Source organism: Clostridium aminobutyricum (assembly GCF_017255415.1).
Classification (GTDB): Bacteria; Bacillota; Clostridia; order Peptostreptococcales; family Anaerovoracaceae; genus Aminipila; species Aminipila aminobutyrica.
In genome coordinates, this window is sequence record NZ_JAFJZZ010000007.1 from 53,324 (window position 1) to 67,853 (window position 14,530).

13 protein-coding genes are annotated in these 14,530 nt (G+C 39.5%); 2 read left to right on the plus strand and 11 right to left on the minus strand.

Features of this window, described 5'->3' with window-relative positions; all coding sequences use genetic code 11:
• Positions 1 to 62: 62 nt before the first annotated feature.
• From sstT to JYB65_RS12625, 3 genes are all read right to left on the minus strand, one after another.
• On the minus strand, positions 63 to 1,283 hold the full coding sequence (gene sstT / locus JYB65_RS12615; protein WP_206583044.1) for a serine/threonine transporter SstT: 1,221 nt from the start codon (positions 1,281 to 1,283) through the stop codon (positions 63 to 65).
• Positions 1,284 to 1,480: 197 nt separating this feature from the next.
• Positions 1,481 to 3,610 (minus strand): polyphosphate kinase 1, encoded by a 2,130-nt coding sequence (ppk1, locus tag JYB65_RS12620; RefSeq protein WP_342366668.1) that lies wholly within the window; start codon positions 3,608 to 3,610, stop codon positions 1,481 to 1,483.
• Complete coding sequence (locus JYB65_RS12625) at positions 3,585 to 4,514, minus strand: Ppx/GppA phosphatase family protein (RefSeq protein WP_206583046.1); 930 nt, start codon at positions 4,512 to 4,514, stop codon at positions 3,585 to 3,587. The genes ppk1 and JYB65_RS12625 overlap by 26 nt, the downstream gene beginning before the upstream one ends.
• 352 nt (positions 4,515 to 4,866) lie before the next feature.
• On the opposite strand from JYB65_RS12625, the gene JYB65_RS12630 reads away from it, so the two are divergent.
• Entirely contained in the window at positions 4,867 to 5,397 is a 531-nt protein-coding gene (locus tag JYB65_RS12630) for a CarD family transcriptional regulator (protein ID WP_206583047.1), read from the plus strand.
• 104 nt (positions 5,398 to 5,501) lie between these two features.
• Here JYB65_RS12630 and JYB65_RS12635 read toward each other — a convergent pair whose 3' ends face one another.
• The 4 genes from JYB65_RS12635 to JYB65_RS12650 form a co-directional block, all read right to left on the minus strand.
• Entirely contained in the window at positions 5,502 to 6,005 is a 504-nt protein-coding gene (locus tag JYB65_RS12635; RefSeq protein ID WP_206583048.1) for a nitroreductase family protein, read from the minus strand.
• A gap of 32 nt (positions 6,006 to 6,037) precedes the next feature.
• The gene (locus JYB65_RS12640) at positions 6,038 to 6,487 is read right to left on the minus strand and encodes a MarR family winged helix-turn-helix transcriptional regulator (RefSeq protein ID WP_206583049.1); all 450 of its coding nucleotides are present in this window, start codon (positions 6,485 to 6,487) and stop codon (positions 6,038 to 6,040) included.
• 190 nt (positions 6,488 to 6,677) lie between these two features.
• A complete protein-coding gene (locus JYB65_RS12645) occupies positions 6,678 to 6,935 on the minus strand; it encodes a hypothetical protein (RefSeq protein ID WP_206583050.1) in 258 nt (85 codons plus the stop codon).
• A gap of 154 nt (positions 6,936 to 7,089) precedes the next feature.
• A complete protein-coding gene (locus JYB65_RS12650; RefSeq protein WP_206583051.1) occupies positions 7,090 to 7,581 on the minus strand; it encodes a nitroreductase family protein in 492 nt (163 codons plus the stop codon).
• A gap of 478 nt (positions 7,582 to 8,059) precedes the next feature.
• Here JYB65_RS12650 and sfsA point away from each other — a divergent pair, with 478 nt between their 5' ends.
• Complete coding sequence (gene sfsA, locus JYB65_RS12655) at positions 8,060 to 8,755, plus strand: DNA/RNA nuclease SfsA (RefSeq protein WP_206583052.1); 696 nt, start codon at positions 8,060 to 8,062, stop codon at positions 8,753 to 8,755.
• A gap of 116 nt (positions 8,756 to 8,871) precedes the next feature.
• Here the strand turns inward: sfsA and JYB65_RS12660 are convergent, their stop codons facing one another.
• The 4 genes from JYB65_RS12660 to JYB65_RS14980 are packed head-to-tail and all read right to left on the minus strand — an operon-like array spanning position 8,872 to position 14,503.
• On the minus strand, positions 8,872 to 11,457 hold the full coding sequence (locus JYB65_RS12660; protein ID WP_245156675.1) for an ATP-binding cassette domain-containing protein: 2,586 nt from the start codon (positions 11,455 to 11,457) through the stop codon (positions 8,872 to 8,874).
• Positions 11,430 to 12,326, minus strand: a complete 897-nt coding sequence (locus tag JYB65_RS12665; RefSeq protein ID WP_342366669.1) for an energy-coupling factor transporter transmembrane component T — start codon at positions 12,324 to 12,326, stop codon at positions 11,430 to 11,432. The genes JYB65_RS12660 and JYB65_RS12665 overlap by 28 nt, the downstream gene beginning before the upstream one ends.
• Positions 12,323 to 13,087 carry a DUF4430 domain-containing protein gene (locus JYB65_RS12670; protein ID WP_206583053.1) on the minus strand — a complete coding sequence of 255 codons (765 nt, stop codon included), beginning with the start codon at positions 13,085 to 13,087 and terminating at the stop codon, positions 12,323 to 12,325. Before JYB65_RS12670 ends, JYB65_RS12665 begins: the two co-directional genes overlap by 4 nt.
• A gap of 18 nt (positions 13,088 to 13,105) precedes the next feature.
• Positions 13,106 to 14,503: a stalk domain-containing protein gene (locus JYB65_RS14980; protein ID WP_245156676.1), complete on the minus strand. Its 1,398-nt coding sequence runs from the start codon at positions 14,501 to 14,503 to the stop codon at positions 13,106 to 13,108.
• Between the last annotated feature and the right edge of the window lie 27 nt (positions 14,504 to 14,530).

The window sequence follows — 14,530 nt, forward strand, 5'->3', positions numbered from 1 at the left end:
TAAAAAATATTCCCCCTGTTCATTAAAAAAGACAAGGGGAATAGAGGTATTACCAGATAAAATTAATATGCTTTTCCTTCTTTACGTCTTTTTGCAAATTCTGCTGTAGCAGTAAATAAAACGTCGGTTGAAGAATTCAGTGTTGTTTCGCAAGAGTCTTGTAAAACAGCGATAATGAAGCCAACTCCAATGACCTGTGACGCAACATCATTTGGAATACCAAATAAACTGCATGCAACGGGGATCAAAAGCAAGGATCCTCCTGCCACGCCGGAAGCTCCGCAAGCACAAACAGCCGACAATACGCTGAGGATAATTGCTGTGGCAATATCCACTTCAATTCCCAGTGTATTTACTGCCGCTAACGTCAATACAGAAATAGTAACAGCTGCACCCGCCATATTGATGGTCGCACCTAAAGGAATGGATACGGAGTAAGTATCCTTGTCTAATCCCAGTCTTTCGCAAAGCTGCATATTAACCGGAATGTTTGCAGCAGAGCTGCGTGTAAAGAACGCCGTGATACCGCTGTCTTTCAAACACTTAAACACCAAAGGATATGGGTTTCTGCGAATATTTACAAAAACAATAATCGGATTGACAACAAGCGCCACAAAAACCATACATCCTAGTAAGAGTACTAGCAGTCTGCCGTATTCGCTTAATACGCCAATCCCATTGGTACTGATGGATTCAAAAACTAAACCCATAATTCCGACAGGAGCGAAATTAATGACCCACTTTACGATTGTGGATACCGAATCAGAGAAATTCGTAATCATATCCTTTGTACTTTGTTTTGCATCTCTTAACGTAAATCCAAAAAGACAAGCCCAAGCCAAAATGCCAATGTAATTTGCATTGAAAAGTGCCTTCACCGGGTTGTCCACAACGCTTGTAAGCAGATTCTTCAACACTTCTGACACGGCACCCGGAGGGGCCAAATTTTCTGCACCGGCACCAAGGGTCAGACTAACTGGGAAGATAAAGCTTGCAACAACTGCAATGAGGCCAGCTAAAAATGTTCCTAATAAATACAGTATAAGAATAGATTTCATGTTTGTCTGATGCCCGCTTCTATGCTGAGAAATAGCCGCCATTACTAAAAAGAATACCAATACCGGCGCAACTGCTTTTAATGCCCCTACAAATAGTGCACCAAAAATGGTAATGGGTTGAGCTTGTTCCGGAACAAGCAAAGCTAAAATAATACCGATAATAAGTCCTAAAATGATTCTCTTAACAAGACTGATCTGATTCCATTTGCTTATTATATCTTTCAATTTTCGTTTCTCCTTCTTTCATTCATTTTAAACAAACCTCCAAAGCTAAATTTTATCTCAAAAGATTATGATTATCAACAGATTTCTGAGAAGTCAGTTTAAAATTATTTATGCAGTTTTTCAAAAAATTGTAAAGATTAATTTTCCTAAGCCTTTCAGTCTCCCTTTTTCCAAATTAAGATTTAATTTTTTAATATTTATAAAGTAATTCGGAGCTTGCTTACAAAGGATGAGAATTTGTGCCAGAACCCCTTCTTGACGGCTGAAACCTTAGCAGCTCTCTCTGAATACACTTGTTCAAAGTACACTTGACAATCAATCGATGCACGATTGTCAATTTTCTTTATATAATTCCCATCGTTAAAAAGAATTCTTGCTTTTACATTGTCATACCAAATCGCCTCCAGAATAGTATTAATCTGATATTTAATATATTTGTCTAATACAGGGCAGGCTACTTCGATTCTTCGTTCGGTATTTCTGGTCATTAAATCGGCAGAGGAGATATAAATTTGTTGTTGATCTCCCTTACCAAAGCTATATATTCTAGAATGTTCTAAAAATCTCCCTACAATGCTGATTATGGTGATATTATCGGTTTCACCGTTTATCTTTGGTAAAAGGCAGCAGATTCCCCGAACGATCAGTTTTATATTTACACCTGCTTTCGATGCCTCGGTTAGTCTGTCGATCATATCAATATCCGTTAAAGAGTTAATCTTGATTATAATGGAACCGTGCTCTCCTTTTCCGATTTCTTCGTCGATCATTGCAAGCAAGGATGATTTAAAATTTGTCGGTGCGACCAATAATTGTTCATAATTTCCGTCGATGTGCCCGATAGACATATTTTTAAAAAATTCAGCGGCATCTCGTCCGATATCCGGATTTGCCGTGATTAAAGATAAATCTGTATAAAGTTCTGCCGTTTTTTCATTGTAATTTCCCGTACCTACTTGTGTGATATAACTTACCCCGCTTTTTTCTTTCAGCATAATCAAGCACACTTTTGAGTGAACTTTATAGGCATCCAGTCCATAAATGATCTTACAGCCGAATTCCTCCAATTTTTCCGACCAATCGATATTATTCTGCTCATCAAACCGAGCTCTAAGTTCCATTAAAACAGTGACTTCTTTGCCGTTTTCCGCCGCAGCACAGAGGTAATCTACCAACTTTGCTTTTTTTGCCAGTCGATAGATACTTATCTTGATAGCGATTGTATTTGGATCATTGGCTGCTTCTTTAATCAAGTGCAAAAAAGCATCCATATTCTCAAAAGGATAAAACAACATAACATCTTTTTGCTTGATTTGTTTGATCATGCTCTGTTGAAAAGTAAGACTCGCGCTTTGTGCCGACGTGAAGGCGGGATAGGTAAGCTGTTTTGTCTGCAACACCGAAAGTTTTGAGAATAATCCAAAGACATATTCCATTTTGAGCGGTGTATCGGAAATAAAAATCTGCCGAGATTCTATGTCGAATTTCTCACAAAGATAGTTTGAAAATTTTTCACTCATCGAATAATTGGCTTCCAGTCTTATCACGGATAGTTTTTTTCGTTTATGTAGAAATTTTTTCATGAAGCTCCTGAAGTCTTCAATTGCTTCAAACGTTTCACTATCCGGATTGATATCCGCATTTCTCGTAACGCACAAGCAATTTTTTTCGACGATTTCATGTTTTCCAAAAGCATCGCTTGCAAATTCTAAAAGAACTTTTTCCGTACGAATATACCGCACATCGCTGCTCGGGAAAAAAATAATTTCAGGAAGGGTATGCGGAACCGGTAAAAGTCCCAAAATGTTGTCATTTCTATGTTTCAAAAGCGCAATAATATAGATTTCTTTATTTGCGATATGGGGGAACGGATGATGGGGGTCCACAATTTGAGGAGACAAAATCGGCTTTATGTTCGCTTTATAATATTCTTTTATGTATTTTACTTCTACCGTTTCCAGTTCATAAAAATCAAGAGGAGATACGCCATACTCCTGAAGTCCCGTTTTGATTTCTTTATACACTTTTGATTTTTGTTCGTAAAGAGTTCGTACAGCAATATATATCTTCTCCAATTGCTCCTTTGCAGTCATACCGGATTTATTGTCACGATGCTCCTCATCGACAACAGATAAATCAAATAAACTCCCCACTCGTATCATAAAGAACTCATCTAGATTGCTTGTAAAGATGGATACAAATTTTAATCTCTCCATCAACGGTACGCTGGAATCTGCTGCCTCTTCTAATACACGCTCATTAAATTTAAGCCATGACAATTCCCTGTTTTGTGTATAACGTCTATTGTTCGCTATCACTGCTGTCACTATTACTTCCCTCCAAAAACAGTTTTGTATATAAATATCCTTCTCGAATTCCATATTCGCTTACGACGATAGTTTCACTGTTATATTTTTCAGAGATACTTTCTAAAATAGTCATTCCGGGTATAATGGTGTGAATACGGTCAGGGATATTTTTAATAATTTTTTGTACCGCATATTTTCTTTCTTCGGAAAAATCCCTCAACATTTCATTCAATCTTTTTATTTCAATATTCCTGTTGCCGGAAACCATATCGAAGATTTCATTGTTTAGCTTGCAAGCCCCTCGTATGGTGCCGCCAACACCGCAAATGATTTGATACTCACCAGAAATTTCGATCGTTTTCAATTCATCGTTTATGCAGTCTTTCATTTTTGAAAGCTCTTTTTTAGTCGGTAAGATATTTTTCACAAATTTCGTATAAAGACTGAGTGAACCAATGGGTAGTGAAACCGCTTTTTCAATCTCTCCATTGCTGTAAAAAACAAGTTCTGTGCTGCCGCCTCCGATATCAATCAGAATGCCCTTGTCCAAATTCATGACATGAGTTGCACCGACAAAATCATAAATAGCTTCCTGTTCGCCGGACACAAGATCTATATCAAATCCCGTTTGCTCATTAATAATCTTAATTGCTTCTTGCGTATTCTTGACATTTCGAAGAGAAGCCGTCGCAAATACAAAAACCTCTTTTACTTCAATATTATTAAGAATTTGTCGATATGCTCTTAAAATCCCGATGGTTTTCTTGATACCCTTTTTAGAAAGATTGCCATTCCTGCTTACATGACCGGCAAGTCCGGCCATATTCTTTTTATTCAGCATCAATTTAAAGCTTGAATCTGTTTTTTTATAAAGAGATAGTCTTATGGTATTTGAACCAATATCTATAACACCGTACATCATTCATTACTCCTATATTATAATATTGCACCTTTATTCTAGAATCATTGTGTCTTTCTTGATCTTGATTTTAATTATCCCATTAGAAAGTAAAAACTGATGGAGATTTATGTAAAAAGTAAGTTATCTCTTCGTAAAACAGACTTTTTTAATCTAAGGTTGAGGTAAAAGATACAGGTATAGGCTTCTTAGCTCTTGTATCATTTTTACCATATAAAAATTTCAACTTACATTTCTCATGAAAATTATGTTAAAATATTAATATGGCGTGTAGTTTTTGAGGAACATAGGCCCAGTTGTCAAGATTACACGCATTTCTTTTTATTAAATGGCTGGGTATGTTTGGAGGTAAAAGATGTATCAACAAGGTGATTTCATTATCTATGGTAGTTCAGGAGTATGTCATATTGAGGAGGTCTGCACCTTAGACCATATTCTCATGTCCGATAAAGATCAGCTATATTATAAACTTGCTCCTATATATGACAATGGTGTCATATATACGCCTATAAATACAGCAATCTTTATACGTGCTATCATTACCAAACAACAAGCAGAACAATTAGTTTCACAAATTACAGAAATCGTTCCTATTCCAGAGATTCTTGAAAATGTATGCGATAATCATAATGTGCGAGCGTTATCAGACTTATATGAGAAATTTCTTCAAACTTATGATCCGGAAAAACTGTTGCAGATTATTAAAACGGTTCATATTAAAAATAGTATTCTTATAAAGAATAGTAAACAGTTAGGTCAAACGGATCAAAAATACATGAAACAAGCAGAAGCCTTTTTATTTGGTGAATTGGCGGTAGCACTGGAAATTTCATATGATGATTTAAAGAAGCTTATTGAAGAAGGACTATCTACATTAGAATATTAACGCATTAACTATATGTATACACGAACAAAAAACCCTGCATTCAAAAGAATACAGGGAATATTTCTTTGTCATAAAGCCGGCACTCGAACTTCGTGCTCGACGTATCACCATTGCTCATAATGAACTTTTTCCGCTTTGTATCGGTCGATAAATTGATTCTGTTGGCCGTCAGGATAACCCACTGAAATCAATGCAAAGGGTCTAATGTGCGCAGGAAGCTTAAATAAATTCCGCACATTTTCAACGATAAAACCCGCAGTGGCTACGCCAAACCAGACACCCCCAAGGTTCAGGTGAACAGCTTCCAATAAAAGATTCTCCGCCGCCGCACTCAGATCCTGTTCCCAGGCTGAATGAATTCTCATATCGTTTTCATTTGCAAGAAGGACGAAGGTCGCCGCCGATTCTGAAACAGGCTTTGCATAAGGGGAGGTCTGTGCCAGTTTTTCCAGCATTTCTTTTTCCTGTACGACGATAAACTCCCACGGCTGCTGATTAGCTGCAGAAGGAGCCTGCATAGCCGCTCTGAGCAACCGATCAATTTTCTCCGGCTCTACCGCTTGATTTTTAAACTTACGTATACTTCTTCTGTCAAAAATTTCTCTCATTATAAATACCTCCTGACAAATTAAACTTTTTGCTAATCCTCTTGGTTTTCTATTTCACTCAGCAGCTTATTGCTGAGTAGAATATATTGGAGGGTTTCAGCTTCTGTTAAAATATTTTTATACTTTTTATTCAAATTATTCCAAGCCTTTATAATTTCATCCTGCATAGATAAGCCTTTTTCCGTCGTGCAAAGGTACACATTCTTTCCTTGATTCCTCTTTCGTACTAACTTTTTTTGCTCCAATTTTTCAACAAAACGGGTTATGGTAGAAGGCATCAAGTGCAGCAACTCTCCGATTTCTTTCTGTGGAATTCCGCCCTCCTGATTAACAAGGTACAGAAGCAATGCATGACTAGGTGACAATCCGGTTTTAGAAAAAGCGTCGTCCGCTATTTTCCCAAATACACGTGCAAGCTTTGCCGTTGAAAAAAATAAACACCCATCTAATTTACAATCACATTCTTTCATTTCATCTGCCAATTCAATCACCTATCTTGTTTGTACATACAAATATTTGCTGCTACATTTTCGTTCTACCAATTTATAAATTCAATCCTCTTTATCCTGAGGTTATGCCAAATTACTGTTATGTATATGTCAAAAAACAGACTGACAAATGCAGCCAGCCCATTTCTATTCATCAATGATTATTACATGCAATGGATATGTATTAATTGCCCATTGCTGCAGTAATTTGCATAATGCCAGCAACGACTTCCAACACCATGATAATGATTAAAATCATTTTATTTTTCCTTTTGTTTGGCCCCATTTCCTCCAGTTTATACATTGCCGCCATTAAAACTACAAACGTGAAAGGAAGAAATCCCGGAATTCTAATGCCTTTCAACGCGTTCAGCCCCATATAAGCAATCGCCACGATGCCGGCTATTATCATTATATTCTTAAATAACTTTTGTTTTTCCATTTATTCAACTCCTATATCGTATAATTATCTGAGCTAGCAAACCACCCGAGTACTTCATGCCCGCTATTTACTGTAACTTAGCATATTATACAATATTTTTTCCATATAATGAAGCTTTTTCTTTCATCAGAAGCCTATTTTCCAGTGAAAATCCCTAGTCATAATGAACGCGGCTCGGGTCATATCTATTTTCTTGTTTGGCTTCATTTGCAGGATATCCTATAGGAATAATCGCGAACGGTTGTAAATGTTCTGGTATGCCAAGAATCTCTCTCACCAACTGCATTCTTTCCTTAATCGGCGCAACCCCAAGCCACACAGCTCCCAGGCCAATTTCAGCGGCCTCTAAAAGAATATTTTCTGTACACGCACTCAAATCAATTTCTGCATATTGAGGCATCTCTATATCATTGCGATAACAGTTTACAATTGCCACCGTCGCATTTTTGGTAGACATCGCATATGGGCTGATTTTGGAAAGTTCGAGCAATTTCACTCTTTCCCGAATGACATAAAATTCCCAAGGCTGTTGATTGCAAGCAGAAGGCGCGGTCATGGCTGCCTTTAATATTAAATCTATTTTATAATTTTCAACCGGTCTTTTTTGAAACTTTCTTATACTTTTTCTTTTAAAAATAGCATTCATGCTGGTTCCTCCAAATTTATCTCCATTCTCTTTTGTTGAACTATAAGACTGCTAGTATCTGCTATATGTAAAATCCTTATACCTATTCTTCAGAGTTTGTTGGCTCTTCACTTTCAGCTGCTTCTTTATAGCTCCTCAACTATAAAAGCAGATGAAATCTCTTTTTTATTATACCTTTCATTTTTTCATTTGAAAAGAGTATTATTCATTGTTCGGATGCTGATTCATGGTTGCTACTATTATTAATTAAACTCGTTAATGCCTTCGCCATCTATAAAAATAAATTTCCTAATCAAGCAAATACAATCTCTTCCGCAGTATAATTCTTGATATATTTGTAATAACGTTATAAAATAAATTCCAGACAAAAAAGTGATGCTATAAAATATTTTTACCATAATAAAACTGGCTTTAAGAATTAGTCTTTTTGCGGAAATCTATATATTATTAAAATAAAATGAAAATAGGATTAAATGATATGAAATACAATAACATACATCAAGCGACGTTCCGATTCAGACCAAATCGGTTTATCGCCGAATGCGAACTGGACGGCATAAAAATTGAAGCACACGTTAGAAATACCGGTCGATGCAAAGAATTGCTCGTGCCGGGCTGCACGGTTTACCTAGAAAAAAATCCCCACCCAAATCGTAAAACTCAATATACCCTCATCAGTGTTGAAAAATCCGGCAGAGTGATCAATATGGACTCCCTTGCCCCTAATAAAGTCTTCTTTGAAGCCATACAAAAAGGGGGATTGGAGCTGCCTGGTTTTCGCTACCCCTATGGAATTCTGAAATCCGAAAAGCACTATGGGGATTCACGGTTCGATTTTTACATGGAGAACGATTCTAAAAAGGCTTTCATTGAAGTCAAGGGTGTCACCCTTGAAGAAGATGGTATTGTACTTTTTCCCGATGCTCCCACTGAGCGCGGAGTGAAACATATACTTGAACTGTGTAAAGCCAAAGAAGAAGGGTATCTTGCTTACCTGGTGTTTATCGTTCAGATGAAAGGGGTGCAATATCTTACCCCGAATCGACGAACTCATTCGGCCTTCGCGGAAGCGCTGGAGTTAGCTCAGCAATCAGGAGTGAACTTATTGTCATTTGATTGCCTTGTATCTCCGGATGAGATCCAATTGGATGAGAAAGTAGAAATCATGTTATAAGAGGCTATCTCAAATAGTTTGATTTTTTTAGATAGCCAGTAGCCCGGATTCGCTTTCAGAATGATCCGTCGTTACTGGCTATTTAAGTTCCAACCTTTTGAGACAGCCCCTTAAAGTTATTCTATTAAGCCGTACTTGAGCTTAATCCGATCCAATTTCTCAAGCATTGGCTGAGAAATAGCCCATAAAAAGATGACGGTTGACGCCGCATGAATCAAATCGAAAGGTACCCCCTGTATATAAGAAAGCAGAAACATTTCCTTCGTAGGTCTTGATTGAAACATGATAACAGAAGCCGGATTCATGATACCTCCATAGATCAAAAAGGTAGCCAATCCTCCAAAAATGGACAGTGATAATTTGTTCCTTCGTAACAGACCTTTTCTAAATAGAATGCCTGCCAAAAACCCTACTATTCCAAATCCAAACATTTGCCACGGCGTCCAAGGTCCTTGTCCAAAAAACATATTTGACATGAAGGCTGTTACCGCTCCGACCAAAAATCCTGTTTCTCCTCCAAAAGCCACGCCAGCGATAATCACCATAGCCATTACCGGCTTAAACTGTGGAATCATGAAAAAAGCTGCCCTTCCCGCGACACCAATCGCACATAACACGGCTATAACGATCAATTCCCTCGCCTGAGGTTTTCTGGATTCAAATACCATCGCAAATGGAAGCATCGTCTCCAAAATTAATAACATGGAAATAAAATAGTATTTTCTGTCTTCTAAATAATAGACCCCGCAAAATATGGTCAAAGGGATCAAGAGCAATATCATGAAAGCGGCGGCGGCTGTTCTCTTGGAGATCGTTCTCTCCGGAACTGCAATTTGATCGAAATAAAGCGGGTTTTCACCTCTTGAGAATGTTGATTTTCTTGTGGGCTTACCCTTCTCTTCTATACGTTTGGATTGAACATGGATTGATGTCCTCTTTTCTATTTGAGTGTCTCCATCGCCTTTGAAATCTTCATCATCCGGATCATCATTGGAATAAGCCTCTTCCGATTCTACGGGAAGCTTTCCTCCGCAAGCCGAAATAATCTGTTCTGCGGTAATGGCTTCCGGCAGCAAATGTCTTGCCATTCGATTGGCTGCTGTCGTGTAAAAGCTGTTTCCCGAAAAGAATTGATTAGGAGTGCCCTCTGTAACAATATTTCCATCAAAAAACAAACCGCAGCGGTGTGCATATTTTGCACAAAATTCAATATCATGACTGACCATGATAACCGTGATACCTTGTTTAGTCAGTCTATTTAAGATTGCTGCAAAGGTTTGTTTAAACTCACCATCTAGCCCCTTGGTAGGCTCATCCAGTAAAAGTATTCTAGGCTTTAGAAGCAAAATCTTAGCCAGTGCAGCTCGTTGCTGCTCCCCGCCCGACAAATCATAAGGATGCTGCTGAAGCAAATGCTCTAACTGACAAAGGTGAACCACCTTGTCTACTTGTGCTGTCCTCTCTTCTTTGGATATTCCGCTGCCATCCAGCATCTCATAAAGATCTCTTTCCAGTGTTTTCTTCACAAATAAGGTTTGCGGATTCTGCGGCAATACCCCGAGCAATCCGCTGAATTTGTCTTTATCCGTCATTTCTGAAAGACTTTTACCTTCCAATTTGACCATTCCACGATACGGTTGATGAATGCCGGCTATCAGTGACAAGGTTGTTGTTTTGCCCGTACCATTTCCCCCTAGCAATGCATAAATCTCTCCCTTATTTACTTTCAAAGATGTGCCCTTTACTACATCCGAAAGGTCTCGTTCGTATCGAAACCACACTTCTTTTAATTCGACCATAGTTTCTTCTATCTCTATAAATTTATCCTCTTTCTCAAGCTGTTCTGCTTTTTTAATAGCTTTTAATCCTCTGGATTCCGATATTTTAGTCACCCACTGTCTGCCTTCTCGCACCGTGACCGGACATTCAAAATTATTCGGTACTGCCGCAAAAATGCGTACAGGAACCGGCATCGATAAAAACATACTATGATTATTTCGATCCAAAAGCGCTGCCACAGACTTCGGCGCACCGTCCGCAATGATCTGCCCTTCCCCCATCACAATAACCCGATCCGATAAAGGCAGTACCGATTCAAGACGATGTTCTGTTATCAAAATGGTCGTACCGAGCTCCCTGTTTATTTTTCCAACCGTCTCCAAAAAATCTGCAGCTGCTATCGGATCCAGCTGACTTGTAGGCTCATCCAAAACCAATACTTTTGGCTGCATAGCCATGATTGCCGCTAAATTCAATAGCTGTTTCTGTCCTCCCGAAAGCTCTGATGTATTCTTATTAAACCATGTTTCAATACCGAAGAAAGATGCCATTTCTGCCACCCTTAAACGGATACTCGGCGTATCGTATCCAAGACTTTCCAGTCCAAAGGCCAATTCATGCCACACCTTATCGGTAACAATCTGATTATCGGGACTTTGCATAACAAATCCGATCTCTTGACTTTGAATTCTTTGTTCTATTTCTTCAAGCGGTTGACCTTCAAATAAAATGTACCCGCTTCTGTCCCCATGAGGAGTCAGCACACTTTTTAAATGTCGAAGCAGTGTGGTTTTTCCGCAGCCCGAAGCCCCGCAGATCGTGACGAACTGGCCTGAATGAATGGATAAGTCAATATCCTTTAAAACCATTCTTTCCTGTTCCGGAAAAGCAAAACTTAAATCTTTGATTGTGAATGTATCCATCGTTGCTTCTCCTCTCTGTCAATTATCACTGGAATAAGACATAATCCTAAATAGGCAAAATATAAGCTTACGGTAAACGGGTTCGAAAGTTCTCCTTTCATGGTGGGGAAATATCGAAAAGCCAATCCGCCGAACATTCCCCCTGAAATAATATAGATTCCGATCAATGAAATAGCGGCAAAGGCCTTCCGATCCCTTCGGTCAAACGTATAAATAGAAAAAGCGGTACGACCGGAAAGTCCATAGCCTCTGCTCTTCATAGAATCTGCTGTCTCTATAGCATTTTCCAATGTCCAAGTCACCATAATGGATAGGATTTTTATACCTTGCTTCACACGCTGCGCAATGCTTCCATTTGACACATCGTGCCCGACCCCTTTCTGCCCGTTGGAAATAATCTTGATCTGAGCTTTAAAACGCGGGACAAACCGCAATACCATAGACAGTATAAGAGAAAATGACGGAAGTATCCTTCCAAATAAATACACAAACTTATCGGAGGTCATAATCTCATTGAAGCAGGAAAACCAGCAAATAACCGAAGCCAGCATGGCAGCAGCCGCAAGTCCGTATGCAATGGATTCCAATGTCAAAGGATTCCCGCTCCTCAGATAGGTTAAGATGGTTGCTCCCTCGTGATTGAAAGCCGGATTCACTATTGCGGTAATCAATAGCATAGGAAGCAAGAAAAGGAAGTTAAACTTCGCAGCTTTCCTTCCCTTTAATGTAAATGAATAAACAAATGCACATATCAGCGATATCAGCAGACAAAACGGATGCATGAACACCATAGAAAATACTAGCACAAAGGTAAAGTATAAAAAATTAACGACAGGATGATATCCTGAAAAAGCATTTCCCCTCATCATTCGCCTCCAACAGAATAATCTCCGCCGATATCCTTTCCTAAGTCACAAGTATAAATCCACTCCACCACATCCCCGTCTTTTAGCTGATACCGGCTGCATCCATAGTTTGGGAACCAACCGTTTACTTTGTACATCCATCCGGAAAGCTCCCCGCAATCAAATTCATACAAGTTGTTTATGCCTTCGATATAAGCCGAATTATAAATAGGGGTATTCACATACTCCATATGGATCCTGCTGTCTTTGGTGGCTCGCTGCAACACATCAAAAACACTTTCTCCTTCATAAAATTGCACCTTCGCTGCCGAAAAAATCACACCGTCCTTTGGCACCAGTTCCACTTTTTCCGGATCCAGTTTATCCATATTGTTCAGAATCGTCCCGCAGACGATCGATAGCGTACAGGTATAAATTTGTTTCTTATCTACCTGAACCTGCTGAGGTTCTACCGGCGTCGGTTTCCCCTCTGGGGTCGATTCCGTCAAATATTTATCGAGAGCTTTCGCTTTTCCAGTCTTATCATCAAGTTGTGTAGCACTTGCTGTTGTCGATCCATTTTGCACGATCTGCAGTGCCGACTGACTGCTTTCGGTTTCTTTTAAGCCTGCTGCGCTTTGAGTCACCGCGGTATCTGACGTTATTACCTTCGTCGTAGTCAGTTTACCTGCGTCTTCGCTGTCTTCATGCTGAAAAATAGCATAAGAAGCAACTAGCAAGGCAACTACAATAAGCGGAATAAGGATCCGTATTCTTTTTTTCATCGCATACCTCCTCCTGTTCTACCTGTTAATGATGACCGTTCTTGCAGCATTATCCCAAGCTACGCTTGCCCCCAGACTTTCCGAAACAAAGCGAACAGGGACCAGAGTTGTGCCATTTTCAAGCCTTGCGGCAACTTCCAACGTTATATTTTTACCGTTCACACTCGCCTCTTTTTGACCGATCACTAACTCTACTTTTGCCTCTCCCAACGTTCCGGTTACTTTTTGGGCTGACTGATCCCACTTCATACTGGCTCCCAGGGATTCAAAAATAGCCCTCATCGGTACAAGGGTGGTGCCTGATTCGAGAATCGGCGCCTGATTAAAGGTGATATATTGATCGTTTACTTTTATTTTTATCTCATTATTTGCCGGACTCTCAGTGCCTACTGATGGACTCGTTTGCGTATCCAGCGTTACATCCGTCATATCATATAAGCTCTTTGCACCCGAAATACATCTGTTGTATGCCGTTAACCCATACAGGCATTGCTCGGTAGCCATTTGATTGATCCCACTTTTATAAACGTGCTCAAATCCCCCTCCTGTTTGATAAAAACTTAGCAAACTATTCAGCAGGGTATTCCCATTTTTAATGAACCGGCTGTCGGTATCCGGTCTGATTCCCAGTTCGCATAAAGCGACCAGTACTTGAACGACACTTTCAGCATTTTCTGTTCCCCAAGAGGAGTAGCCTCCATTGCTGTTCTGCATGACAGACAGCACCGTTAGAGCCCTGTCCGTGGCTTGTTTTACCTTTGGTTGATCCTGATACTTTGCCAAGGCTTGCAAGGCCATTCCCGTCACATCAGGATCCGGCACATTTCCCGACAGCGAAAATCCTCCGGTCACGCCTTTCGAATCGGTGATTTCCTTACTTAATACATAGTCGATCAGCAATTGTCTTGTGGTTTGAACCTCCACGTCCTTTACCTGCGGTATCACATAATTATGAGTATCCAATGCGATTAGCGCAAAGATCGGGCCGTTAATTCCTTGTTTTAAAACTTTATTATAATCCGCTAATTTTTCTAATAAATTATATCCTCCTACATCGGTTACATCTTTCCCGATAGCAGTTAAAGCCAGTATAACTCGAGAATATTCCGTGTATTTATTTTCGGACAGTTCACCCTTACAAGCGGTTACTGTCTCTACTATACCCTTGTAATAGTCGTTATAATACTGCTCCGGCACTGCCGAGTTTGATCTTGCCAGTCCTAACACCGCCCATTCGCCTCCAATGGAGCCCAATTCCGGCTTGGCTACGATTTGAGCCACATAGTCAGCCGTCTGCTCCATTGCGTTGTCTGCGCTTACTGCCGCCGCAAACACCGTGCAAAAGCTGGAAAGCACTAACATTAACGATAAAAACAAGATGGTCCATCGATTAAACTGTTTTTTTCTCATTTCCATGTTTTCCCCCTATAAAAAATTTCTCTG